19 protein-coding genes and 2 pseudogenes are annotated in these 24,513 nt (G+C 63.3%); 8 read left to right on the top strand and 13 right to left on the bottom strand.

Translation table 11 applies throughout. The annotated features are described in order from the left end of the window. Positions 1-30: 30 nt before the first annotated feature. The 4 genes from AC07WT_RS03225 to AC07WT_RS03210 form a co-directional block, all read right to left on the bottom strand. A complete protein-coding gene (locus AC07WT_RS03225) occupies positions 31-1,170 on the bottom strand; it encodes a polysaccharide biosynthesis/export family protein (protein ID WP_492594112.1) in 1,140 nt (379 codons plus the stop codon). Positions 1,171-1,237: 67 nt separating this feature from the next. After that, positions 1,238-2,623, bottom strand: coding sequence for an undecaprenyl-phosphate glucose phosphotransferase (locus AC07WT_RS03220; protein WP_494946015.1), 1,386 nt, complete (start codon positions 2,621-2,623; stop codon positions 1,238-1,240). Positions 2,624-2,676: 53 nt separating this feature from the next. Then, positions 2,677-4,209: a mannose-1-phosphate guanylyltransferase/mannose-6-phosphate isomerase gene (locus tag AC07WT_RS03215; RefSeq protein ID WP_494946014.1), complete on the bottom strand. Its 1,533-nt coding sequence runs from the start codon at positions 4,207-4,209 to the stop codon at positions 2,677-2,679. 89 nt (positions 4,210-4,298) lie between these two features. Continuing rightward, a complete protein-coding gene (locus AC07WT_RS03210; protein WP_492594115.1) occupies positions 4,299-5,282 on the bottom strand; it encodes a helix-turn-helix domain-containing protein in 984 nt (327 codons plus the stop codon). An 814-nt stretch (positions 5,283-6,096) separates the two neighbouring features. Between AC07WT_RS03210 and AC07WT_RS03205 the strand changes: the two genes are divergently transcribed. The 3 genes from AC07WT_RS03205 (at position 6,097) to AC07WT_RS03195 (ending at position 11,536) form a co-directional block, all read left to right on the top strand. Further along, positions 6,097-8,397, top strand: coding sequence for a hypothetical protein (locus AC07WT_RS03205; protein ID WP_494946013.1), 2,301 nt, complete (start codon positions 6,097-6,099; stop codon positions 8,395-8,397). Between the two features lie 171 nt (positions 8,398-8,568). Beyond that, positions 8,569-9,021, top strand: a complete 453-nt coding sequence (locus tag AC07WT_RS03200) for a GDP-mannose mannosyl hydrolase (protein WP_494948373.1) — start codon at positions 8,569-8,571, stop codon at positions 9,019-9,021. Between the two features lie 130 nt (positions 9,022-9,151). After that, positions 9,152-11,536 carry a ricin-type beta-trefoil lectin domain protein gene (locus AC07WT_RS03195; RefSeq protein ID WP_494946012.1) on the top strand — a complete coding sequence of 795 codons (2,385 nt, stop codon included), beginning with the start codon at positions 9,152-9,154 and terminating at the stop codon, positions 11,534-11,536. A gap of 49 nt (positions 11,537-11,585) precedes the next feature. Here the strand turns inward: AC07WT_RS03195 and AC07WT_RS03190 are convergent, their stop codons facing one another. Both AC07WT_RS03190 and AC07WT_RS03185 read right to left on the bottom strand, forming a co-directional pair. Next, positions 11,586-12,671: a glycosyltransferase family 4 protein gene (locus tag AC07WT_RS03190; RefSeq protein ID WP_494946011.1), complete on the bottom strand. Its 1,086-nt coding sequence runs from the start codon at positions 12,669-12,671 to the stop codon at positions 11,586-11,588. 761 nt (positions 12,672-13,432) lie between these two features. Continuing rightward, the gene (locus AC07WT_RS03185) at positions 13,433-13,849 is read right to left on the bottom strand and encodes a hypothetical protein (protein ID WP_494946010.1); all 417 of its coding nucleotides are present in this window, start codon (positions 13,847-13,849) and stop codon (positions 13,433-13,435) included. Between AC07WT_RS03185 and AC07WT_RS03180 the strand changes: the two genes are divergently transcribed. Continuing rightward, a complete protein-coding gene (locus AC07WT_RS03180) occupies positions 13,824-15,365 on the top strand; it encodes a hypothetical protein (protein ID WP_492594120.1) in 1,542 nt (513 codons plus the stop codon). The genes AC07WT_RS03185 and AC07WT_RS03180 overlap by 26 nt on opposite strands. 127 nt (positions 15,366-15,492) lie before the next feature. Here AC07WT_RS03180 and AC07WT_RS03175 read toward each other — a convergent pair whose 3' ends face one another. Both AC07WT_RS03175 and AC07WT_RS03170 read right to left on the bottom strand, forming a co-directional pair. Continuing rightward, entirely contained in the window at positions 15,493-17,031 is a 1,539-nt protein-coding gene (locus tag AC07WT_RS03175; protein WP_494946009.1) for an amino acid permease, read from the bottom strand. Between the two features lie 69 nt (positions 17,032-17,100). Further along, positions 17,101-17,877 (bottom strand): SDR family NAD(P)-dependent oxidoreductase, encoded by a 777-nt coding sequence (locus tag AC07WT_RS03170; protein WP_494946008.1) that lies wholly within the window; start codon positions 17,875-17,877, stop codon positions 17,101-17,103. Positions 17,878-18,221: 344 nt separating this feature from the next. Between AC07WT_RS03170 and AC07WT_RS03165 the strand changes: the two genes are divergently transcribed. Together AC07WT_RS03165 and AC07WT_RS03160 are read left to right on the top strand one after the other, a co-directional pair. Next, complete coding sequence (locus tag AC07WT_RS03165; protein WP_494948372.1) at positions 18,222-19,136, top strand: helix-turn-helix domain-containing protein; 915 nt, start codon at positions 18,222-18,224, stop codon at positions 19,134-19,136. 130 nt (positions 19,137-19,266) lie between these two features. Then, positions 19,267-19,410, top strand: coding sequence for a hypothetical protein (locus AC07WT_RS03160; RefSeq protein ID WP_492594124.1), 144 nt, complete (start codon positions 19,267-19,269; stop codon positions 19,408-19,410). Positions 19,411-19,452: 42 nt separating this feature from the next. Here AC07WT_RS03160 and AC07WT_RS03155 read toward each other — a convergent pair. The 3 genes and pseudogenes from AC07WT_RS03155 to AC07WT_RS03145 all read right to left on the bottom strand — a co-directional run. Next, positions 19,453-19,602 (bottom strand): annotated as a pseudogene (locus tag AC07WT_RS03155) (MFS transporter); the annotation flags it as partial. Positions 19,603-19,838: 236 nt separating this feature from the next. Next, a complete protein-coding gene (locus AC07WT_RS03150) occupies positions 19,839-21,062 on the bottom strand; it encodes a CaiB/BaiF CoA transferase family protein (protein WP_494946007.1) in 1,224 nt (407 codons plus the stop codon). Beyond that, a pseudogene (locus AC07WT_RS03145) lies at positions 21,059-21,205 on the bottom strand (hydroxymethylglutaryl-CoA lyase); the annotation flags it as partial. The pseudogene AC07WT_RS03145 and the gene AC07WT_RS03150, both read right to left, overlap by 4 nt. A gap of 275 nt (positions 21,206-21,480) precedes the next feature. On the opposite strand from AC07WT_RS03145, the gene AC07WT_RS03140 reads away from it, so the two are divergent. Both AC07WT_RS03140 and AC07WT_RS03135 read left to right on the top strand, forming a co-directional pair. Then, positions 21,481-22,116, top strand: a complete 636-nt coding sequence (locus AC07WT_RS03140; RefSeq protein ID WP_494946006.1) for a LysE family translocator — start codon at positions 21,481-21,483, stop codon at positions 22,114-22,116. A 225-nt stretch (positions 22,117-22,341) separates the two neighbouring features. Continuing rightward, the gene (locus tag AC07WT_RS03135) at positions 22,342-23,130 is read left to right on the top strand and encodes a sulfite exporter TauE/SafE family protein (protein WP_494946005.1); all 789 of its coding nucleotides are present in this window, start codon (positions 22,342-22,344) and stop codon (positions 23,128-23,130) included. Between the two features lie 25 nt (positions 23,131-23,155). Here AC07WT_RS03135 and AC07WT_RS03130 read toward each other — a convergent pair whose 3' ends face one another. Beyond that, complete coding sequence (locus AC07WT_RS03130; RefSeq protein ID WP_492594128.1) at positions 23,156-23,404, bottom strand: hypothetical protein; 249 nt, start codon at positions 23,402-23,404, stop codon at positions 23,156-23,158. A gap of 316 nt (positions 23,405-23,720) precedes the next feature. Continuing rightward, positions 23,721-24,074: a BON domain-containing protein gene (locus tag AC07WT_RS03125; RefSeq protein WP_494946004.1), complete on the bottom strand. Its 354-nt coding sequence runs from the start codon at positions 24,072-24,074 to the stop codon at positions 23,721-23,723. Positions 24,075-24,513: the final 439 nt, after the last annotated feature.

Below are 24,513 nucleotides of genomic sequence, written 5' to 3'. Positions count from 1 at the left end.
CCCGGCGGTTCAAGATCTCGACAGATAGTTTTATTTCGCGAGCACAGCTCCCGTTACGGCGGCATTGATCGCCGGCAGCAGCAGGTTCAGCACACGGTTGAAGCGAACGAGCGAACCCTGGCCGACGTACACCACGTCCTTCGGCTGAAGCTCGAACTGGTTGGCGAGCAGCATCGACACAGGCGAAGTCGCATCGAGGTGATAGACCTGCGGCTGCTCGCTCATCGAGTTGCGGATCACGAACAACTGCCTCGTCTGGGCCGTGTTCGAATCGAAGCTGCCGCTATCCGAGATCGCCTGCGAAAGCGTCAGCGAACCGTTGCGCATCGGCATGATGGTCGCCGGCTTGTTGACCTCGCCCATCACATACACGCCGCTGTCTTCGCGCGAAGCCACGCGCACCAGGTCGCCGGGTTGCAGATAGATGTCCGACGGATTGCGGCCGCGTTTGATCAGATCGTCCACGTTGAGCGGATAGGTGACGCCGTTGCGCACCAGCTCCACGCGGCTGCGGTCCGCGTTAGCACTGAAGCCGCCGCCCTGGTTGATCGCGCTGGTCAGCGACATCGGAATGTCGTTGAGAGACTGCGCGCCGGGCGTCCGCACTTCGCCGTCGACATAGACCTGCGCCGCACGGAACGACGCGACTCGCACCGTGACCTCGGGCTTCTGGTACACCTTACTCAGGCGGTTATGCAGTTCGCGCTGGATCGTCGCGACGTCTTGCCCGGCGACGTGCACAGTGCCTGCATACGGAAACTGCACGTTGCCGCTGTCATCGATCAGAAAGCCGGGCGCCGCATCCGACGGTTTCTGATTCGCCGCGGGTTGTCCGAGCGCCGCCGCGAGTTCCGGGTGATCCCACACGACGATCTGCAGCACATCGCCCGGACCGACCTTGTAAGCAGTCGGTTTGCCGAACAAAGCGGCCGTCTGCGGAGTCAGTGCCGCAGACGCCGTCGCAGCGTTCATCTTGCGCAGCAACGACAGGTTGATATCGGTAATCGGTATCTGCACCTGCTGCGCCGCCTCCGTGCTGTAATCCCCACCCGTATCCTGCACCGCGGCAGGCGTAATCATCCGCTGGCCCGGTGCCAGCGAGCACGCGGACAGCAGAGCTGCAATTGCGCAAACCAAAACGCTTCCTGTACGTATCCCAAGCGAGCCCATGATGTTTCCTCCTTGCGCCAGGTCGCTGTCCTCGTGGGAGACAGCGTCCCTCGTGCTTGTTAACTACTTAGTAAGCGTTTCGATGCCTCAGTCCCGCGACGATCGTCACGCCGATGATCCGCATGTCGAGTGCGAACGACCAATGTCCCAGGTAGTACAGGTCGTGCGCGACGCGACGCTCCATCTTCTCGATGCGGTCGGTTTCGCCACGAAAGCCGTTGATCTGCGCCCAGCCGGTAATGCCCGGCTTGATCCGATAGCGATTGATGTAGCCGGCGACCACCTTCTGATAGAGGTCGTCGTGCTCGAGCGCATGGGGACGCGGTCCTACGACCGACATGTCGCCACGCAGCACGTTGAAAAACTGCGGCAGCTCGTCGAGGCTCGTGCGGCGCAGAAACGCGCCGACTTTCGTGACGCGCGGATCGTCGCGCGTCGCCTGCTTGAGGCTGCCTTTCTCCTCGGTATGCAGACGCATCGAGCGGAACTTGTAGATCGTGAAGACGCGCCCGTCCGCGCCTTTGCGCTTCTGTTTGAACAGCACCGGGCCACGGGACGAGAGCTTCACCGTGATCGCGATCGCGAGCAGGAGCGGCGCGAGGCCGATCAATGCGCTCGCCGCGAACAGGCGGTCGAAGATTTCCTTCTTCAGCATCGAACTGGCGGAAAGCGGCGAGGCGACAAGGTTGATCGCCGGCACGCCGAGCAGATCGATGACGCCGCTGCCGTCGAACAACGCAATGCTGCGCACGTCCGGCATGAAGCGGATATTCACCAGATCGTCGCGAAACTCGCTGATCAGCTTGCAGATCAGCGGCTCTTCGGCAAGCGACAACATGAGCCAAAGCTCGTGCACGTCGTTGGTACGGATGTAGTCGGCGAGCGCATCCACCGAATCGAAGACCGGCACGCGCGCGCTGGCGACAGCGGACACCTCTGGGTGTGTGTTATAGACGGCTGTGGCGCGGAAACCCGTGCCGGGCGCCGAATCGATCCGGCGAATGATCGCGTCGCACTGCGAGCCGCTGCCGACGATCGCGACCTGATGCAGGTTCAGGCCGGCGCTGCGGGCACGCGCCAGCACCGCATGCGTGATCAGCCGGTAGGCGATCAGCAGGCCGCCCGTCACCGCGGTCCAGTAGGAGAACCAAAGTCTCGACACGAAGTCGATGCGATGCAGCGAGTACATCAGTACCAGCGCGCTGCCCTGCACCATCAGCCACGCAAGCGAAACCTGGCCGGCCAGCCCCAGCTTTGAACGGCCGCGCCATGATTCATAGACGCCGAACGCCGGAAATGTGGCCAGCGCAAACGCGGCGGAAAACATCACCAGCGCCCAATAGAAACCGGATTGGGCGAGGTAATCGAAACGGATCTGGGACGCCACTGCCGCTCCCACGAGCACTAACGCAACATCGAACACTCGCGCGAGCAAATCCTGAAACTTGCGCATTTTGCTTACCTCGTTCTTACCGTTCGTTTCCGCAGATGATTCCCGGCCCGCCGTTAGGAGCAGCGGCCGTAGCTGTCGTTGAACCTCACAATGTCGTCTTCACCCAGATACGTGCCTGACTGGACTTCAATGATTTCGAGCGGCACTTTCCCCGGGTTTTCGAGCCGGTGACGTGTGCCCAGTGGAATGAAGGTCGATTCGTTTTCGCTCAGCAGAAACTGCTCGTCGCCGCGCGTGACGAGCGCCGTGCCGCGCACCACGACCCAGTGCTCGGCGCGATGGTGATGCAGTTGCAAAGAAAGCTGGGCGCCGGGCGTGACGACAATGCGCTTTACCTGGAAGCGCTCGCCGCGATCGATGGAATCGTAGAAACCCCATGGCCGCCGCACCTTGCGATGCGCGTCGGCCTCGGGCGCGTGCTGCGCCTTGAAGCGCGCCACCAGCCCTTTCACGTCCTGCACATGGGAGCGGTCGACCACCAGCACGGCGTCGGCTGTTTCGACTACCACGACGTTGCTCGTGCCGACGCAGGCGACGAGCCGCCCTTCCGAATGGGCGTAACTCGACACCGCGCCTTCAAAAGTCACACGGCCACGGCTCGCGTTCCCGCAGGAGTCCTTCTCCATCGCGGCCCACACAGCGTCCCATGAACCCAGATCCGACCAGCCCGCATCGAGCCGCACGACGACGCCGGCAGGGACCGCGCCGGATGACGTGTCCGCGTCGCCCAGACGCTCCATCACCGCGTAGTCGATCGAGTCCGCTGACGTGCTCAGAAAGGCGTCCACCAGCGGACGGAAATACGCGCCTTCGGTATGACCGTTGGCGAATGCGCGTTCGCACGCGGCGTGCATGTCCGGCTGCAGGCGCTGCAAGGTATCGAGCCAGACGCGCGCCCGCACGATGAAAATGCCGCTGTTCCACCAATACGTGCCGGCCGCCACATACTGCGCCGCGATTTCTTCTGCCGGCTTCTCGACGAAACCGTCGATCACGTGGCCGCCGTCGGGCAGTTCGGCGCCGATGCGGATATAGCCGAAGCCCGTATCGGGACGTGTCGGCGGCACGCCCAGCGTGGCGATCGCGCCGCGCTCCGCGTGCCTCGCGGCGCATTCGAGCGCGCCCTGCAACGCGCGCACGTCGGCAATCGAATGGTCGGCAGGCATCACGATGAGAATGGCGTCGTCTCCGTCCGCACACGCGAGCGAGGCGGCGAGCGTCAACGCCGGCGCCGTATCGCGCCGCGCAGGTTCGACGATCAGACGCGCCTCGACGCCGTTCTCACGAAGCTGCTCGGCGATCACGAAGCGGTGCTCCTCGCCGCAGACGATGATCGGCGCGGCATCCACGTTCCAGCCTGGGGGAAATCCCTCCATGCGCCGCGCGGTTGCCTGCAACAGCGAGTCGGAGCCGACCACGTCGATCAGTTGCTTCGGATAGTTTTCGCGCGACACCGGCCACAGCCGCGTGCCCGAGCCACCCGCAAGAATGACCGGCGCAATCCGCGTGCAACGCGAACCGGCTGTCCCGTCGCAAGCACCATCCGGGCCCACCGACGCAGCGCTCACTGCTCCATTTGTCAACATATTCGCATTCCTTACAATCCCCAAGAATCAACGAACCTGCTCATCCAATCACTGCGCTGCCGGGGCGCCCGGCCGAGGAGCAGCGCGCGCTATTCGCCAACCATGCGGCGGCTCTGAATCCGGAATTCCGTGGGGGAAATTCTCATACGTTTGCGGAACACCTTCGCAAGCCGGTCGCCATTGCCCATGCCGGTGCGCCGGGCAATCTTGTCGACCGGCAATTCCGATTCGGTCAACAGGCTGCAGGTCACCGCAAGGCGTTCATGCAACAGGAAACTCGAGGGCGTGATGCCCATTTCCATCTTGAAGCGGCGCAGGAAGTTGCGCTCGCTCATCGCGGCGAACTGGGCTGCGTCGGCAATCGAAATGGCCTGCTGACAGTTCTCTTGCAACCAGCGAGCCGCCGCGCGGACTTTGTCGCCTGGGCTCAGGCCGCCGTCTTCGCCGAGCAGCGGCGCCAGATTCGCGCAGGAGTCGGCGAGCAGGCGTTCTGCAACGGTGCGTGCAGCGGTGCCGCCCAGATCGCGTTTGACCATGGCAAGCGCGCTTCTCATCGATTCGAGCCGGTCGCCGGTGTCGCCGTTCTGTTCGGTCTGGCTTGGCGGGACGGACTGTTGGCGGAAATCGCCGGATTCCTGACTGTCGGCGAGGGACGCAGCCTCCAGCAGCGAGCGCCCTTCTCCGATCGGACGAACCATGCCCGTGTTGCGGCGAACCCGCCGCAGCCAGGCGATGAGCCGTTCGTCGGAAGCGGCTGCGGGCGCGCCTTTGCCGCCGGCGACGTACAACGCATCGAAACCGCTGTAGTGCCGGGCGTCGAGCCCGTCGGTCCAGACGCGTAGTGCGGAGGAACAGGTCACCATGCCGCCGTCGGCCGACAGGAAGGAAACGTCGTACAGCCACCCGCCTGAACCGGACGAGGCAAGTTCGTTTGCCGCCTGGAACACTTCGGCAACGACGCCCGCGCCCAGCAGCGAGCATTCGTTGAACATCAGTATCGCGATGCGACGCATACTCTTGTTCGGCGCATGCACCCAGCGCAGCATTGAAGACTCGAGACTCGCACAGGTCATAGTCATCCTCACCAGAAAACGGATCTACTTTTCACCTTGAACGACCGGCACAGAAGGCTTCTCTGTGCGGTGCATCATAGCCATCCCCAATCAAGCATTTAACCGCCATGACCGAAAGAGCAGACATGTTGGCGCTTCGCCATGGTGGCCAGCCAGTTATTTTCGGAACGACCATCGACCACTAATTTTTCAACGAATTAAAAAAATCAATTCCACACATGAATGAATTTACATTTCGCGAATTTCACATGTGTATTAGTTACGATTTTTTGTGTGCCAGCACACATACAGCCACTGCCCGGAATGCTTGAACATCTGTTTGATAAACCCAACATCCCATTGATTTGAAGTGACTTTTACCAATCAAACCGACAGAATGAGCGTAGCCGCCTTATCTTTACTAGCCTTGCTCCCGGGGAGCGCACCGGCAAACTTTCTTCGGACGATACAATTAGCCGGCAGAGATATCTAAAGCGAGTCTCGAATATAAAACAATTTTAGCGAGATGCAATTATTTAATTCTTTGTTAGCGAGGCTTAAGAATATAAACGTGACGATTAATGTTTCAAACGTGAAACACGCAAGTAAGACAACTTCAGACCATACGGCAATAGACGGGCCAGTGGCGGATTCTGTCGTATGAGAGGCGGCACAATTCCGCCAACGAATTGCGGAAATACACTATGCGGTTTACGCAACAGTTCGCGGTACGAGGTAGCCAAAGGCGGGTCTGACCTGGTGGACTAGCAGTTCGCCGACACGCGCCGACACGCCTTCGCCGTGGCGGCACGCACCGAACGAGGATGGGAAACACATGCTGAACGTACGCGAATATCGCGCGCTGCGGCCGCTCGCCAGCGCCTTTGCAGCCCGGGTCCCCAGGCTGCGGATCGCTGCTTTGACGGCGGCGTTTGTCACTGGCTTCGCCGGCGCAAGCAGCAACGCGCTTGGCGCTTCGGGACAGGACAGCGCGAGCAATGCCGACATAGCTGCTAACAGCGCGGCTAACAACGCGGCCGGCAGCAGTGCTAGCTTCGCAGCCGATGGCCGGACATGGACGCCGTGTGCAGCGGAAAACGAAACTTGCCGATTCAGCGGCACGCGAGACGTGCTGTACGGCACGGCCGGGCGGCACGTCGTGAAGACGTTCTCGAACGGCACCGAATGCAATAACAGCGTGTTCGGCGACCCGGCGTTCGGCGAGGACAAGCGCTGCGCCGTGGCACTCTCCGCGAGTCGGAACACGCCACAGAATGCGGCCCCGGAAGCGGCTGTCGCGCGCCCAGCATCACGCGTGCCTGCCGGCCAGGGGCTGCGCTGCTCCGCCCCCGCCACACAAGCCGGCGCGGCCGGCAGCGGCGACCTGCTCGAAGCGGATACGCCCAGTGACGGAACGCGCCTCTTCGCATCAGGCAAGCCGTTTGCAGTCACCTTCACGGCGCGGCCGACACAAGGCGATACGCTCACCTGGCAGATGCGCGACAGCTGGAATGTTGTGCGCGCAAGCGGCCGATTCCCCGTCCCTGCGGGTGCCTCCGTATCGACACTCACTTGCGCGTCGACACTCTCCGGCTACTTCGCGATTTCCGCTTCGCTGGAGCGTGCACACGGACAGTTCGAGTCGCGCGGCACACGTCCGGCGGGCATCGTCACCTTCGGCGTGCTGCCCGACACATCCGCCGCATTGCCGCCCGTAGGTTTTCCGTATCAGGACCTGCATCGATTCGGCGGACAAGGCACCGCCTATCTGGCGCCCGGTCAGCACTGCTGCGATGGCGACGGCTATCGGCCGGTCTATACGGCGCTCGGCCTGTCATGGGCAAACGACAATCGCAACTGGTACATGGAGGAGCCCGACAAGGCCGGCACCTTCGACCCCGCGGCGCGGCAGCTGACGCCCTTCTTCCGGCGCGGCGACATCATGCGTCTGATCCAGCTCGACGGAATTCCGAAGTGGGCAAGCCCGACCGGCAAAGAGACTCACAGCTACGCGCCGACCTCGCTCGCGCAATTCAAGGACTACATGGCCAAAGTAGGCGCGGAATCCAACCGCGTACGTATGACCTATTTCCCCAAGCAGCGGGACAACTACTATCAGGTCACCTGGGAGCCGGATGCGGATGGCGGGCTGCCGTGGCGCGACAGCGACGCGAATTTCGTCGCGTTGTACGAGGCTGTCTGGCGCGGCATCCACTCGACCGATCCGCACGCCGTGGTGATGGGTTTGACCTATTCGTCGGTACAAGGCAACGTCCAGTGGCTCGGCCGTCTCGGTCCGCTCGGTATCGGCCGCTATCTGGACGGGTTGAGCATTCACGGCTATTACGATGCCGGGACGTCCCCGTCGCATCCGCCCGAGCGGCTCGCCAATGCCGGCGATCCGGCCGTGGCGGCCAATGCGCTGCCCGCATCGATGCGGGCGCTGCGCCACCAGATGCGTCAATACCTGAAACCTGGCGCGCGTCTGTTCGTGACCGAAACCGGCATCAGTTACGACATCGGCGAGTCCTACGGCAAAAACTATCCGGGCTGGAACGTGCTGTACGCACAGGCGGCCGTGGTGGCGCGCACGCACCTGATCCTGCTCGGCGAAGGCGCGGACATGACCTACCTTTTCTATCTCGCGGATATGCCGGACGCCGCGCCCGGCTACGGGCTGTTCTTCGAGCTCGACCATCCGACCGGCGCTTACGGCCCGACTCGCATCAGCCCGAAACCCGCAGCGCTCGCCACGGCGGCGATGACGCGGATCATCGACGGAACCGACACGCTCGGCCCGCTCAAGGGCGTGCCTAACGGCGTCTACGCCTACGCATTTCGCCGGCTCGGCAACGGCCGCGTGGTCACCGCGCTCTGGACCCATGGCAACGAGAAATGGAACGCCAAAGCGGGCTTCGGCACGGGTCAGAATGCCGACTTTCGTCTTAGGGTCGATGCGCCGGGCACGTCGGGTGAAGTAACCGTTTTCGACATGATGGGAAACGCGTCGACACTGCCGTATCGCGATGGCGTGGCCAGCCTCAAGCTGTCTCCGGCCCCCATCTATGTGGTCTCCGCCAACGCAGGCGTTTTCAGGGACGCCGTCACGACGCCGGAGGGCTACGTTTCGCGATAAGCCGACGCGCGAGCGTCGGCAACGCACAATCAACGCCCGCCGCCGGCCGCTGTCGCGAAGTGACGATACTTCGGCGCGTCGCGACAGGTTCGCCGGTCTTTTTGCCCGCGTAAAATAGCGCCTTATGTGCAACTTTCGTTCCCCCCCGCTCTACTTGCAGGAGATGGCATGCTGCTGTCAGAGATCGATTTCCTGGACATCGTCCGTCTGACGCCCCTGATCTCGATCGATCTGATCGTCAGCGATTCCACCGGCCGCGTGTTGGTCGGCTATCGCCGCAACCGCCCCGCGCGCCGCACATGGTTCGTGCCCGGCGGGCGCATTCTCAAGGACGAAACCCTCGATGCGGCGTTCGCCCGCATCGTCGATGCAGAACTGGGCATCACGAAACTGGATCGCTCCGCGGCGCGCTTCGAAGGGGTTTTCGAGCACCACTACAACGACAACTTCGCAGACGAGCCGGACGTCTCGACCCACTACATCGTCCTCGCGTATTCGCTGACGCTCGCCAGCACCGCGCTGGTCGGGCGGCTCGAGCAGCACAGCGAGTATCTATGGCTCACACCTGCCGAGCTGCTGGCGCGCGACGACGTCCACGAAAATACCAAGGCGTATTTCCGCTAGCGCATGCATCGGCCGGCATGGATCCATGCGCTGCTGTCGGCGCACAATCCGGTTCCGATTGTGAGTTCGCGAACGTGCGGGGTCAGGGCGGTCCAGTAAGATCGGGTTCTCCGTCAGGACTCGAATCAACATGCGATCCATGGCAGCTCCGCTCGTTCGCGATTCATCCATTGTTTTCCTTCTGCTCGTTTTCTTCGCCGTCGTCGCGCCTCGCTCAGCGCGAGCGGCCGACTGCGGCGCCGGTACGCTCGTCACCGTCGTCGCCCACCTCGACGACGATCTGCTGTTCGTGGACCCCGCCATCAACGAACGTCTCGACGCAGGCTGGTGTATCACCACGGTCCATCTGATCGGCGGAGCCAACGGTGCGGATTTCGCCTACGTGCAGACCCGCGAGCGGGCGTCCCGGCTCGCTTATGCACGCATGGCCGGCGTGCCTGACGAGTGGATCGAATCCAGTATCCCGATCGCCGGCAAGCTGGTTCATCAAATGGTGCTGAAGTCGAAGCCGCAAGTCCGCTTGCTCGAGCTTCGTCTGCCCGGCGGCGGCGTGCGCGGCGGACGCGAACCGCTCGGCCTGCTGTGGGAACAGAGCGCAACGCTTTCGACTTATCCGATGAACGCGGACGGCTCCGCTCGCGTGCAATACGACCGGGCCTCCCTGTCGGCGACGCTGAAAGTGATACTCGCGGAGGCCTCGCAGATCTTCACGCTCAATCCGGACACGGTGCCGTTTATCGAGCATCCCGATCATATTTACGCGGCGCGCATTACGCGCCGCGTCGCCCAGACGCTGCGCAAAAGCGTGCCGATCGAATACCACATCACCTATCCGACGGGCGGCTGGCCCGCCAATCTCCCCGCCGCCGAGGTGCAGCGCAAGCGCGACATCGTCGCCAGCTACTTTGCGATCGACGGCAGCGAGTATTCGCACGTATTCGGCGAGTATCAGTGGGACGGTAACTGGGTCGCGCGCCGCTATGCGTTTGCCGATCGCACGGATCGCCCCGTAGCGGATTTCCAGGCGCATCCCGTGCAACTGTTCAATGCGGCGTCGAACCGCTGCCTGAGTTCCAACGGCGCCGGCCGCGAGCCCCTTCTTGCCGCGTGCACAGATTCGCGAACCCAGCAATGGCATTGGCAACCGCTGGCCGTCTATCCCGGCAATGCGCGCAACGCCGCGCTCGTGAGCGTCGCGACATCGCAATGCATCGCCGAGCGCGACGGCTTCCTGATCTCCGAGACCTGCGACGAATGGGACACGGCGCAACGCTGGACGCCCTGGGACTTTGGCCTCGTCTACACACCGCTGCGGCACTGCCTCGGCGAAAACGACGGCAAGCTCGCCATGCGAGGCTGCACATCGCTCACGACACGCTACCGTTGGGCAACCACGCAACGCACCCAGGCCACCGACCTGCGGCTCGCCACGGCGATGTATGGCGATATCGCTGGCCACGGCGAGCAATCCGCGGTCTACGTTCAACGACAGCACGACGGTCCCGGATTCGATGTGTATGCGGCATCCCTGTCGAAAGCAGCGCGCCCCGTGCTCTGGTACGCCAACCCCGTCCCGTTCGACTACCGTTCCACGACGCCGAGCTGCGCCGGCGACAAGCTGTGCTTCGACAGCGTGCGCTTCGTGCTGGGGGACTTCGATGGCGACGGCCGCGCCGATCTGATGGTCATTGCGGCGCGCCGCGGCGGCACCGCGTTCTGGTTGCTGCGCAATGCAGGAAACAGATTCGAGGCGCCGCGTCTCTGGCTGCAGACAAGCAGCGCCTTGAAGCCCGAACTGACTCAGCAGTACGTCGCGGCCGACTTCACCGGAACAAGACGCGCGAGCGTATTGATCGCCCAGAAACGAGCCGATGGCGGACTCGATCTTTGGCTTGTGTCCGCCACGGGATCAGCCAGTGCCGCGCCGGCTCTATGGGCGCAAGCAAGGAATTTGCGGCAAAACACCTATTTTCTGCCGGTCCACGTGGCAGGCTCGCGGGCCTCCCTGGTTGCACTCGACAGTTCAGACGGCCGGCTCGCGTTCACGCAAATCGCCAACGACGGAGCGCATCTGCTAAACGGCGAACGCAGCGTACTGCCGGCGCGTTTCGTACCCGAGTTCGTCAAAGCGACCATTGGCGCGCTGCATGGCAAAGACAGCGACGCGCTGATCCTGTTGACACCGCATCTCGACGGCGCGAGCGACGACGCCGTCATCGACATTGCTACCGTGGACCTGGCGGGCACGGCGAACACACCGGTCCAGGCGGCGACATTGCGCGGCATGTCGTGGTCGGACGTCTTTCCGGCTTTCGTGCGTGACAACCGGAATACGGCGCTCGTGCTCTATCGAAGAACCGACGCGACGCTCGGCGACTTCTATTTCACCGGGGGCTCAGCGGCGCTTCTGCGCTACCCCGTCGGGGACGGTTTCGCTTTGGGGACCGCGCAGGATCTCGGCGAGCTGCCGGGGCTCTTCTCGGAGACCTTGCGGATCGACCGGCTGGCACAGTAGCGCGAACCGGCCGATCAGCAGTCGCTCATGAAGCCGCTCGCGAAGTCGCTCATGCTGAAACCGCGAGCGGCCGAACGAACTTCCGTGCAATCGTCATGTAGCGATCCGCCGTGTCATGCAGCGTGTATCCCGCCAGCTGGCGGTTCGCACGCGGCGTGCTCAGCGCCGCGAGCAATGCCCGGCCGTAAGCGTCCGGATCGGTCGTATCGACGAGATCGACGCCGGCAAATCCGCTCGCGAAACTGAACGACGGAATCCGGTTGGCCACGACCGGAATGCCCGACGCGAGCGCCTCGAGAAAACCGATGCTCTGCGCTTCGAAACGCGAAGGCATCGCGAAGACGCGCGACGACCGGAGGATGGCGGCGACATCCGAGCGGGGTCCGCTGACCGTCACGCGGCTATCCAACCCGAGCTGGCTGACCAGCGCCCGCACCGCCTCGTGATACGCGATGTCTTCAACCACGCCGCACAGCAGCAAACGCGCATCAGGCTCGTTGTGCAGCACGCGTTCAAACGCGCGGATCGTGTCCAACTGGCTTTTCGCTTCGATGTAGCGGCCAAGCTGAACGATCTGCTTCGCGGGCACATCGGTATCCGGCGCGGGTGCATCGATGTCCTCCGCGAACTGCGACGCGTCCACGCCATTAGGAATGACAACCAGAGCAGGGTGTTTGCCGATCTCTCTCAGGTAGTCGTCGATATTTTGCTGCGACACGCCGATGATCGCCCTCGCCCGCCGTGACAGCAGACGCTCGGCCTGCTTGAGCGCGCCGTTCTCGAAGTCGTTCACGCCGGAGTGCATGACCCAGACGATCGGCGTATGGACCGGCAACAGACGCACATACAGTGCGGCAAGCGTTGCGTGAGCCACGATGAAATCAGGCCGGAACCGGCGCACCACGCGATACAGATGCAGCAGCTTGCCCACGCGCCCGTAGCGAATCGTGGGGAAGAGACAGGTCACCCCGGCGGCCTGGAGCTCAGCCCGGATACTGGCGAAATCGTCCTGCTGCGGGAGCAGCGATGTCATGCACACTTCATGGCCGCCGCGCTGATGATGAATGGCGAGACCTTTTACCAACACCTCCGCCCCGGATAGTCGCGGCGCGTGAACCAGCTGAAGAATCCTCACGATTTATCTCTCTCGGGATAACCGCATTCTGTACGCAGCGGATGGACATGCCGGCCCGGCAAACGCACCGGCCTAAAGAAGCACCGGCATCCCATCGTCGTGTTTCTGTCGCGCCCTTTATTCCGGGGACGCGACATTGTCCCCATAGAACAGCGACAGTTCCGCCGCGAAGTCACCGTCGCGAAGAAACTTTACACCGAAGCACCAGCACTATTACGCCAGCGCCCAGGCGCGATCCGCTGTGGAATGAGGGCTAACACCCATTTCCCCGCCGATTGTCCTCCATACGCATAGTTAGGCATGCCGTGTATTAATTTTTTTCGACCCCAATTCGCACGCCCAATATCGATGCAGATCGTCATGCGCTTACAGCTTTCGTACCACTGAGCAATTTTCATGCGCCAATGTTCATACGTTACAGCTCGTTACGTCTTTTAAGCACACTAGTGCGTATGGTTGCACTCGATTCTTCCCACCAAAGCTCTCCTTCATCGCGCGTCCCACGCTGTTCGATATCCGCGGGCTGACCATCACGGCGGCCAGGGATTCGTCTGCTCAAGAATTTCTCCAGCGGAAAAGTTCTTCGGGACCCAAATTACCCGGGAAGACGTCACATTTTGCGCAGCCGCATGGCTGCGCACACAGGATGGCCGATGCCGAAATCTCGGTCATCGGCTCGCTTGCAACTGAACCCTATGTTCAGTCCGTTTCGCGGTGCGCCTCGCGCTGGCGGGATGGACGAACATCCGATAGCGGATTGCTCACAGATTGATGAAATCGCATCTACTCCTACTCTCGACACTCTCATTGGCACTAGCAGGTTGCGGCGGTGGCGGCGGCAGCAATGCGGCAACCCAGGCCAACGGCACCGGCGGCTCCACCACCAACGCCGCAGGTGCAAACGGCAACTCGGCCGCCTCAGTCCTTTCCGCCAACCCCAACGCAAAGTTCAGCTGCGCCGCGCCGGCCACTTCGGCGGGCTCCGGCAGCGCCATCATCTCAGCCGATACGCCTAGTGCCGACGGTACGCGCATCTTCGCTTCAGGCAGCACCTTCCAGCTTACTTTCACGACCAACGCGCCGTCCGCGGACACGTTGAACTGGTCCGTCACGGACACCGTCGGCAGGGTTGCGGCGAGCGGCAGCACCGCCGTGCCGAGCGGCTCGAAGACCATCACGCTGAATTGCACCTCGACGCTCGCCGGTTATTTCGCGGCGTCGGGCACGCTCGCCCAAAACGGCGGCCAGTTGCCGCAAGCCGGCACGCGTCCAGTCGGCATCGCGACCTTCGGGGTGACGCCCAATCTCTCCGGCGCGGTTCCTGCCGTCAGCTATGCGCATCAGGAGCAGCATCGTTTCGGCATGCAAGGCGCGAACGACAACGGCTCGCTGCTTGCCGCTCTTGGCATCAGCTCCACCATCGACGATCGCCAGCTCTCGACGATGGAGCCGAACGCAGCGAACACGTTCAACCCGTCAACGAGCACGCTCGATCCGTTCTACAAGACCGGCAACGTGATGCGTTTGATCCGTCTCGACGGGATTCCCGCCTGGGCGAGCAACACCGGCGCGTTCCAGGACGACACCGGCCTGCCGAAGGATCTTTTGTACTACCAGAACTACATGAGCCGGGTGGGCACGGAATCGAATGCGATTCGCACCGCTTATTTCCCGCAGCAGTCGGCCAATTATTATCAGGTGACATGGGAGCCGAACCAGATGTGGACCGACACGGACGCTAACTTCGTCGCGCTGTATCAGTCCGTCTATCAAGGCATTCATTCGACCGATCCGCACGCGGTGGTGATGGGCCCGACCGATGCGTTCCCGAGTCTGACCACGACGCGTCTGAAGCGCCTCGCGCCGCTCGGCTTCGGTCAATACATCGACGGCGTGGCGACGCACGGTTACTACGACGCGGGCACCTCGCCTTCGCATCCGCCGGAGCGCTACGATAGCGACCCGTCCACCGCCGCCGGCTCGTTGCGCGGCCAGATGCGCAATCTGCGCGCCGAAATGGCCACCGATTACCGTCCCGGCATGAAGCTGTTCTCGACCGAAGCCGGCATCAGCTACGACCTCGGCAGCTCGTACGGTCCGAACTATCCGAGCGCGAACGTGTTGTACGCGCAAGCCGCGGTTGCGGCGCGCATGCACATCATCACGCTCGGCGAAGGTGCGGATCAGGTCTATGTGTTCTATGGCGCGGACTATCCGAACGAAGTCGGCTACGGCACGTTCTTCGATCTGAACGATGCGCAAGGCGCGTTCGGCGCAACCAACATCAGTCCGAAGCCGGTCGCGATGGCGATCAGTGCGATGACGCGCGCGCTCGACGGCACCAACACGCTGGGGCCGGTGAACGGCACGCCGGCCGGGGTCTACGCCTACGCGTTCCAGCAGGTGGGCAACGGCGCGGTGATTACCGCGTTGTGGGCGCATAACAACAACGTGTGGAATGCGAGCGCCGGGTTCAGTTCGACCTATAGCGTGCCGTACAGCCTCACCGTCGATGCGCCGGGCACGAGCGGAACGGTGCAGGTGATCGACATGATGGGCAATGCGTCGACCGCCAGTTACAGCAACGGTACGCTGACCCTCACACTGACGGAATCGCCGATGTATGTGGTGTCGAACAACGCGTCGGTCGCGAGAGCCAACGCGACCGTTCCGGTGGGTTATGCGGGCAGCTAAGGCCGGCAGCTAAGCACTGAAGCTGAAATCAGGAAGCCGAAGTAAAACGTCAGCCGGTCCGATGGCCGGCTGACGTCATTTCAGAACATGCAGGGTTCTAGCAGGCGGAAGCAGGCTCGACCGAGGCTCAACCTTCCCCCAACTGTCCCTCCATCCCGCTCAATTCGCGTTCGCGCTCCTTCGACACCCCGCCGATCGGCGGCCCCGCAAAGCGCTTGCGCACGCCCGCGCCGTACCAGACCGCCAGCAACACCGCGAGCAAACCGGCGATCACGTAGACCACTTTCTGGTTCGGCGGCTGCATGCCGACATACGCCAGCACCAGCGCACCGATCACCGCCGCCACCGCGAACGGCTTCGACAGCATGCCCAGCTGGAATGGGCCCTTCTCGCTCCACGTGCGGCCTTCCGCGAAAATTCCCGCGGCGATCGGCATCGCATAGGAGATGAACAGGAACACCGCGCTACCCGCGCTCAGTACGGTGAAGGCATCGCCGTACAGCGTGACCACGATCGCCAGCACCGCCGAGGTCCAGATCGCAGCGCCTGGCGTGCGATGTGCCGCGTTCACCTTGCGCAGCCACTTCGAAGCAGGCAGGCCGCCGTCGCGCGCAAACGCGAACATCATCCGCGAGGTCGACGTCACCGCTGCCAGACCGCACACATAGTTGATGAAGAACATCAGCAATTCGATCACGATGCGCAGCGGTCCCGGAATCGGCGCAAGGATCGCTTCGAAGAAGCCCGTGCCCTGCTTCACCGCGGCGCCGATGTCCGGCATCACCAGCACGAACGCGCACACCATCACGTAACCGAAGGTGGCCGACCAGAACACCGAACCGACGATGCCGCGCGGCACGTTGCGCGCCGCCTCATGCGTCTCCTCGGACGTATGCGCGGACGCATCGAAGCCGGTGATCGTATAAGCGGTCAGCAGCAGGCCGGACAGAAACGCCATGGCGATGGTTTGCTTCGGCCACGCGCCGCCGTCGACGCCGGTGAAATTGGTGAACGTATAAAGCCGCGACAAGTCGGTCTTGACCGGCGAATACGCGAGCAGCGCCACCACCAGCATGATCGTCACCACGAAGATCAGATAGCCCGACAGGTCGGTGATCTTGCTGGTGATGCGAATGCCGCGATGATTGAGGATGGCCTGCGAGGCGGTAATGACGGTCAGAAAGATCGTCTGATGCCACCAGCCGAGCGCCTCGGGCTTCACGCCGAACATCGGCGCGATCAAGGTGCGGAAGAACGGATCATAGGTGCCGTAATTGATCGCGGCGACCACGAATACGAGCCCGAGCAGATTCAGCCACGCGGTGAGCCAGCCCCACGTCTTGCCGCCGAGAATCGAGCTCCAGTGATAGAGACCGCCGGCGGTCGGATACGACGACGCGATCTGCGCCATCGCCGCGGCCACCACCAGCGCGAACAGCGAGCCGAGCGGCCAGCCGAGTCCGATCGACGCCCCGCCCGCCGCGGACAAGCCCATCTGGAACGACGTGATGCCGCCCGACAGAATGCAGATCAGCGAGAACGACACCGCGAAGTTCGAGAACGCCCCCATGCGCCGGGACAGTTCTTGCGCGTAGCCCATCTTGTGCAGCAGCTTGACGTCGTTGTCGGCGGGCTCAGCCGACGGCACGGCCGTGTTGATGTCCATGACGCGATCCTTTGAACAGGGTTATGACGGTGCGGCGAAAGAGGCGTGACCGCGCGACGGGAAACCGGCTCACGCAGCCGTGAAGCAGTTATCGACATACAGGTGTGCGCCGTTGACGAAGCTGGCGTCGTCACTGGCGAGAAAGAGCGCTGCGCGCGCGACCTCTTCCGGCGCGCACAGGCGGCCCTGCTGCACCGACAAAGCAGCCTCGCTCGCATCGAAACCGTATTTCGCCAGCGCGCTGATTTCGCGGCGGCCGTGCGGCGTATCGATGAAACCGGGGCACACCGCGTTGCAGCGGATTCCGCGATCGCGATACTCGACGGCGATCGAGCGCGCGAACATCGCGCATGCGCCTTTGGTCGTGCAGTACAGCACTTCGAGCGGCGTCGCCGCGACCGACGAGATCGACGCCGTGCAGACGATCGAACCGCGGCCCGCGGCCAGCATGTGCGGCAGCACGGCGCGCGTCATCATGAACATGCTCTTCACGTTGACGTTCATCAGCCAGTCGTAGTCTTCGTCGGTGGTATCGACGAACGGCTTCACGACGATGCTGCCGGCGTGATTGAACAGCACATCGACGCGTCCGAAACGCGCGACGATGTTCGCCACCGCCGCATCCACTGCGGCGCGCTTCGACACGTCGGCTGCGAACAGTTCGGCCGTGCCGCCTGCGGCGCGAATCCGCGTCACCACTTCCTCGCCCGCATCGGTATTGATATCGACGACGGCGACCTGCGCGCCTTCCTGTGCGAACAGCAGCGACGCCGCGCCGCCTGCGCCCGTTGCGCCGCCCGACACGATTGCGATCTTGCCTTCCAGCCTGCCTGCCGGTCTGCTCATGCGTGACTCCCGTTCTGGTGCATTGCGTTGTGCACAAAGTAGGGGCGGCAAAAAGCGGCGACTATCCAAAATTGGCAAAAAGTAAAAATCCCGTAAAAACCCGCCTTGCTGACAAAAGCATTACAAAGCCACGTTACGGCCGGGTCTGCGCGCGGCGCCGGCTTAGGCTGACGGCTTCTTTCACAACTCCTTTCACAACTCCGGCGCGGGGTTTTTTTCGCATACACTGGGCGGCACGAGCTTTTCGGGGAGCGCCACCAGAATCGGGAGAAGCTATGCAACCGGTCCACCAGACAAGCAGCGCCGTCGAGATTCGCTGTTGCCGGAACATCGACGAGCAGGCGATGTTGTTCGACGCATGGAACCAGAGCTATTGCCAGATTTCTCGCGGCGCCTTCGACGGCTCGGTGAGTTCTTTTCTGGCGGGCGGCGTACGCGTGCTGGTCGAACGGCTGAACCGCACGGTGTATCAACGCGGCCAGGTGGCGGCGTCCAGGCTGGCTGTCAGCGTTCCGTTTCAACTCGAGGGACATGCGCTGCTATGCGGGCAGACCAGTCATCGCGACGGCTTGCACGTGTTTTCCGGCGAGGGCGGCTTCGAGTTCTTATCGCCTGACAAACACGTGGTGGTGAATCTGGAGATCGAGCCTGGCGCGATTGGCGATCGGCTGGTGCGATCGCAGCTCGATGAGATGACGCCGCTGCTGGGCGTGAGGCCTGGCGTGCTGAATGTCGATCCTGCGCGGCTGCAGAGCTTTCGCGAGGTCCTGAAGCCGTTGCTCGATGCGGTGGCTGCCACGCCGACTTTGCTCGATGACGCGGGCGTAGCCGCGGCGTTTGAGAAATCGGTGATATTCGGCCTGGCTGACGCGTTGCAGGGAATGCAGAGTGCCGATCCTCATGGACATCTTGAAGCGCGTACCGCGAGGAACTGGCAGCTCGTGCGAAGTGTTCGCGAATTGGTCGAGAGGTCGCCTGATTGCCCGCTGTCCGTGGCGGAGCTTTGTGCGCGGTTTCGCGCGAGCCGGCGCACCTTGCAATATGCTTTTGAGGACACCCTTGGGGTGAATCCTTCTGCCTATATACGAGCCGTCCGGCTCGACCATGTGAGACGTGAATTGCGGGAGTCTGCTTCAGTTACCGAAGTCGCTACGCGGTGGGGGTTCTGGCATTTTGGGAATTTCTCCAACGAGTATAGGGGGCAGTTTGGGGAACTGCCCAGCGAAACCTGGCGACGTAGCCGGAGTCGGATGGTGTAGTTTTTCCTGGAGTGAAGTTGACCCGCCAACCCGTTCGCTACGCGCAAAAAACCCAACCACTAAAAACAAAACCAGCGCACACTACCCTCAGCTCCCTCGCGGAGCCAAAAAAGCCAATCGGGAGTCCATCATGGCAAAAGGTCAACTCCGCAGTAACCGCGAAGCGAAAAAACCCAAACAGGAAAAGAAACCCAAACCAGCCACTTCGCCCTCCGGCGCGCCGCCGATCCGCGTGATGCCGAGCACGCCCGCAACGACCCAAAAGAAGCACTAAAAAGGCAAGCCCGCCCGCCAAGGCGGGCACCATCAGCAAGAGCTATCTGGAAATATCCTCCAGCGCAACATCGCGCGTCTTAGGCCCAAGCGTAGCGATGGCCAGCATCACGATCACCATCGCCCCTGAAATAAACGCGAACATCCCGTTCACGCCAAAGCGGCCCAAACACGCCGCGATCACGAACGCGCTGTCGATCGGAGTTCGCGTGTCGGCTGGAGTTAGCGCTTTAGCGCTTACTCCAGCCCCATAGCGCGTTACTCTGGTCCCATGCAAAGCACTTATGTCGATCCGGAGTTAGTGCTTCAGCACTTACTCCGGTCCCACGCAGAGCGCTCCGATCCCATGCAAAATGGTTGCTGAATTCCAGTCTGATGCCGGATGAAATTGATTGGCTATCCACAACGCTTTTGAAACTCAAACGACAATCAGGCGGCTTCGCGCGGCGTCCGAGCCAAGCCGCCGCCGAGCGTCGCGATCTGCGCATCGTCGTAGCCCAAGCCGCGCAGCACTTCGGCGGTGTGCTCGCCGATCTTCGCGATCGGCTGACGCGGTTGCAGGCGTTCGCCGTCCATCGAGATCGGCAGCAGCGGCATCGCGGTTTCGCTGCCGTCATCGAGCGTCAAACGGGCGAGGCCGCCGCTCGCGTTCAGATGCGGATCGTCGAATAGCTCTTCGGGCCGCGTGATCGACGCGAACGGGATGTGGTCGCGCTCGAACAACGGCACGAGCGAGGCGCCTTCAAAACGGCTCAAGGTTTCGCCGAGCGTGCGCAGCAGCCAGTCGCGCGCCAGCACGCGATCATTGTTGGTCGCAAGCCGCGGGTCGGCCAGCAGGTCGGCGCGGCCGAGAATCGCGCACAGCGCGCGCCACTGCCCGTCGCCGGTCGCGGCGATGAACATCTGCTCGTCGTCGGCGAGCTTGAACACGTCGTAGACCGCCCATGCGCTGATGCGCTCGGGCATCGGCGCGGCGGGCACGCCGGTCGCCGCGAACTGCTGCATGTGCTGCGCGGACAACAGCACGCAGTTTTCGAACAACGCGCTCTGCACTTCCTTGCCGCGCCCGCTCGTATGCCGTTCGTGCAACGCGGCGAGCACGCCGATCGCGCCGAACATGCCGCCCATGATGTCGTTGACCGAACTGCCGGCGCGCAGCGGGCGGCCCACCGGTCCCGTCATGTAGGCGAGGCCGGCCATCATCTGCACGACTTCGTCGAGTGCGAGACGATGTTCGTAGGGACCGTTGAGAAAGCCCTTGTGCGACACGTAGATGAGCCGCGGATTGCGCTCGCGCAGCGACGCACAATCGAGACCGAGGCTCGCCATGCGGCCCGGCTTGAAGTTCTCGACGAACACGTCGGCGGTATCGACGAGCTTATGCAGCGCCTCCAGCCCCGCCTCGGTATCGAGGTCGAGCGCGACGCTCTTCTTGTTGCGATTGAAGGTGCGGAAAAAGCCCGCGCCGGTGCCGAGCAAACGGCGCGTACCGTCGCCGCGCGGCGGCTCGACCTTGATCACCTCGGCGCCGAGGTCGCCGAGAATCATCCCGCAGGTCGGCCCCATCACCATATGCGACAGCTCGACGACGCGAATGCCCGCGAGCGGCAACGCACCCGCACCCGGTTGGGAGGAAGACGAAAGCGGACTCATTGCAGCACCTGTGATGCGGAAAGTTGAGCGGTGGCGGTGAACTGCTTCGGCAAACCGGCGCGCGCCAGGTAGCCGTACAGCGGTTCGCCGGGTAAGGCGTCGGCCAGCACCGCACGCGACGCGATCAAACGGACGAGGTGGACAAGCGAAGTGGGAAAATTATGCCCGAGGAAAACGGCGGCCGAACCCAAGTCAGGGTATTCACGCCCGCCGCGCGCTGCGTTGTACAGCTTTTCTGCGCGCCGCCTTGCTGGAAACTTTCGGTCTGGCTATGCTGACGCACGCGTCCGGCGTGCTCAATGCCTATTCAACGCAACAACGCAACAACGCAACGCGTGCACAACCAGGACAAGCAAACGGCACCGCACGAACCACGGCCAGCCAGCGGGCCAGACAGCGCAATCGACCAGGAAACTCCATGTCCACCACCAGCCTCTTCTTCACCGCCGCGGGCGTCGGCCTCGCCATCGCGGCGCCCGTCGGCCCGATGGGCATGCTGTGCATCCGCCGCACGCTGACCGGCGGTCCGCGCGCGGGGCTGGCGATCGGCTTCGGCATCGCCAGCGGCGATGCGGCCTATGGTTTGATCGCGGCGCTCGGGCTGGTCGGCATTTCGCAGTTCATGCTCGCCTACGATCGGCCCCTGCATCTCGTAGCGGGTCTGTTTCTGCTGTACCTCGGCGTGCGCACATTGCTGCAGAAGCCGCCCGCCGACGCGCCGAACGGTGACGGCAAGCTCGCGCAGATCGGCCGCGCCGGCGCGCTGCGCGCGTACGCCAGTTCGCTGCTGCTCACGCTCACCAACCCGCAAACCGTCATCATGTTCGCCGCGTTGTTCACGACGCTGGCGCCGCGCGGCGCATTTTCATCGGGCATCGCGTTGACGACGGTGAGCGGCGTGTTTTGCGGCTCGATCGCGTGGTGGTGTTTTCTCGTGACCGTGGTGTCGCTCGCGCGCCACGCGATCGGCAGCAAGCTGCGGCTCGCGATCGACCGGATCGTCGGGATCACGCTGGCGGCATTCGGCATCGTCGAAGTTCGCCGCGCGCTTTGAGCGGCGGAGGTTGGGGAGAGAGCATGGATCGTCGGGGAAAAGCGCGCCTGAACCTCCGCTGAAGCCGCGCCGATCGACGTCTTTATACGCAAGCGCGGCAGTTTTGCGACAATAGCGCCTTTCGCCACGCCGACACCGCGCCTGTCCATCGACCATCGAAGACAGCCGCATGCCGGCATTGCCACCCAACCTACCCAACCCACCCGACCGTCAGCGGTCCGCTCAATGGCCTTTCCCCATATCGATCTGCTGTATTCCGCGTCCGGCCTGTTCGTCGGCTTTCTGGTCGGACTGACGGGCGTCGGCGGCGGCTCGCTGATGACGCCGATCCTGGTCCTGCTGTTCAACGTGCATCCGGCCACCGCAGTCGGCACCGATCTGTTGTACGCGGCCGCGACCAAGGCGACCGGCACGCTGGTGCACGGCCTGAAAGGCTCGGTCGACTGGCAGATCACGCTGCGTCTGGCCGCCGGCAGCGTGCCGGCGGCGACCGTCACGCTGCTCCTGCTGCATCGTTACGGGATGGACACGCCGGGCGCGAGCCGGCTGATCCAGATCGTGCTCGGCGTGGCGCTGCTGGTGACAGCCGTCGCGCTGGTGTTCCGGCCGCAGCTCGCGGCGCTCGGCGCGCACCGCTTGCGCGTGCCGAACCAGGGCCGCACGCTCGCGCTGACCATGCTGACCGGCGCGGTGCTCGGCGTGCTGGTGTCGCTGACTTCGGTGGGAGCGGGCGCGATCGGCGTGACGGTGCTGTTGCTGCTGTATCCGCTGCTGCCGACCACGCGCATTGTCGGCTCCGACATCGCGCATGCAGTGCCGCTGACGCTGCTGGCAGGCGCCGGGCATTGGCTGCTGGGTTCGGTCGACTGGTCGATGCTGTCGTCGCTGCTGGTCGGCTCGCTGCCGGGTATCGCAATCGGCAGTTATCTGTCGTCGCGCGCACCCGATGCGCTGCTGCGCAACCTGCTCGCCGCCACCTTGACGCTGGTCGGCGTGCGCCTCGTGCTGGCCTGAACGCCGGGCCAGACCGGCGCGCCGGTTACTTGAAAAAACGGCAGGTCAGATCGGTCTCGAACTGCCGTACCCACTTGCCGTGCTGGTCGCGATAGGACTGCGCCCAGCCGCCGCGCCGCACCGTGACGAGGCGCTCATGCGCGGCGTCGTCAGGATCGGCGCAGGCGCTGATGTCAAAATGCGCCGGCGCGAAGCCGTGCCGCGCGCACACGAGTTCGAAAGCCGCCCGATCGCCGATTGGCAGATCGGTATAGCGCAAAAACGTGGTTTCCATGGCGTTGACTCCGGTTCCCCTTGCCTCACTGTACGCCACACGACCGGTCGATTGTGTGTCATTGCGCACGCCGGGCGGTCCGCTGCGGTGCTGCCTACAGCCTCGAAGTGCCCCGATTCATCATCACCGTTTCAAAAATCGCCGCTGCGAAAAATAAAACAAAAAAACGGGCTCCGGCCATTTGCTGGAACCCGTTTGCTGGCATGCATCAAGATGACGCAAGGGGCACCCATCGCACGCTCCATGAGCGTGCCGCGCAGGGCGCCTCGCGGCGCCTCATGCACTTATTGCGCGTATTGCCCCTCGTGCCACCCGCTTACTGCTGCTCGACGCTCAGCTTGTTCGACACCGACGTCACACCCGCGACGCCCTTGGCGACTTCGCCCGCCTTGTCGATCTGGCCCTGGTCAGGCACCGAACCCGTCAGCGTCACCGCGCCGCCGCGAGCGCGCACCGCGATGCTCGACACGTCGATGCCTTGCGCCTTGGCGAGCGCGCCGCGCACCTTGCGGCCGAGCTGGCTATCGGCCTTCTTGACGGTCTTGGCGCTCGCAGCCGGGGCGGCCATGGTGCCGCTTGCCATCGCATCGCTTGCCTGAGCGTACACGTTGCACGCCACCACCATCGCCACCACCGAACCCAGCGTCTTCAGAAAACCGACCGATTTCATAATTTCTCCTTTTGCTTCACATAGGACCGCATCTACCAAGCGGCTTCGTTACGACTACCGGCGGCCGGGCCCGGGCGCGACAAGGCGTGGCTGAGCGACGGCCGACTATGGCTGCAACACGGTGTGCGAGAGGCGAGAGAGGCCGGCCGCCGTTGCCGCACGCGATGACACGCATGCGCTGCGGCATGAAGGCCGGCAAGCCGCGAAGTCCGCCAACGCGCCCGGTTCTCCTGTGTCGTGCCGGGTCGCGCTGCGCAAACGTCTAATCGCGGCAGCGATGCACAATTTAATCTAGCCGGGCCAGAAGCGCAAAGGGTTTAGTCATGCTCGGGGCGTGGACCCGACGCCGTCGATGCGCAGTGAATGCCGCCGCCACGCGAATCTCAGGTACCATCGGCGCGGACGCGCGCCGCCGCCTGGCGGCCCGGCATCGAGCCGG

Source organism: Paraburkholderia sp. GW821-FHT02A12, from assembly GCF_059422005.1.
Note: the sequence above shows the minus strand (reverse complement) of the source record. Positions and strands in the feature narration are given on the sequence as shown.

Excerpts from the sequence above, each read along its gene's own strand:
- AC07WT_RS03165 (WP_494948372.1), top strand. The coding sequence starts at position 18,222 with ATGTTGTTCGACGCATGGAACCAGAGCTATTGCCAGATTTCTCGCGGC.
- AC07WT_RS03195 (WP_494946012.1), top strand. The coding sequence starts at position 9,152 with ATGCGATCCATGGCAGCTCCGCTCGTTCGCGATTCATCCATTGTTTTC.
- AC07WT_RS03135 (WP_494946005.1), top strand. The coding sequence starts at position 22,342 with ATGGCCTTTCCCCATATCGATCTGCTGTATTCCGCGTCCGGCCTGTTC.
- AC07WT_RS03215 (WP_494946014.1), bottom strand. The coding sequence starts at position 4,209 with ATGTTGACAAATGGAGCAGTGAGCGCTGCGTCGGTGGGCCCGGATGGT.
- AC07WT_RS03225 (WP_492594112.1), bottom strand. The coding sequence starts at position 1,170 with ATGGGCTCGCTTGGGATACGTACAGGAAGCGTTTTGGTTTGCGCAATT.
- AC07WT_RS03125 (WP_494946004.1), bottom strand. The coding sequence starts at position 24,074 with ATGAAATCGGTCGGTTTTCTGAAGACGCTGGGTTCGGTGGTGGCGATG.
- AC07WT_RS03205 (WP_494946013.1), top strand. The coding sequence starts at position 6,097 with ATGCTGAACGTACGCGAATATCGCGCGCTGCGGCCGCTCGCCAGCGCC.
- AC07WT_RS03160 (WP_492594124.1), top strand. The coding sequence starts at position 19,267 with ATGGCAAAAGGTCAACTCCGCAGTAACCGCGAAGCGAAAAAACCCAAA.
- AC07WT_RS03130 (WP_492594128.1), bottom strand. The coding sequence starts at position 23,404 with ATGGAAACCACGTTTTTGCGCTATACCGATCTGCCAATCGGCGATCGG.
- AC07WT_RS03150 (WP_494946007.1), bottom strand. The coding sequence starts at position 21,062 with ATGAGTCCGCTTTCGTCTTCCTCCCAACCGGGTGCGGGTGCGTTGCCG.
- AC07WT_RS03170 (WP_494946008.1), bottom strand. The coding sequence starts at position 17,877 with ATGAGCAGACCGGCAGGCAGGCTGGAAGGCAAGATCGCAATCGTGTCG.
- AC07WT_RS03140 (WP_494946006.1), top strand. The coding sequence starts at position 21,481 with ATGTCCACCACCAGCCTCTTCTTCACCGCCGCGGGCGTCGGCCTCGCC.
- AC07WT_RS03220 (WP_494946015.1), bottom strand. The coding sequence starts at position 2,623 with ATGCGCAAGTTTCAGGATTTGCTCGCGCGAGTGTTCGATGTTGCGTTA.
- AC07WT_RS03175 (WP_494946009.1), bottom strand. The coding sequence starts at position 17,031 with ATGGACATCAACACGGCCGTGCCGTCGGCTGAGCCCGCCGACAACGAC.
- AC07WT_RS03210 (WP_492594115.1), bottom strand. The coding sequence starts at position 5,282 with ATGACCTGTGCGAGTCTCGAGTCTTCAATGCTGCGCTGGGTGCATGCG.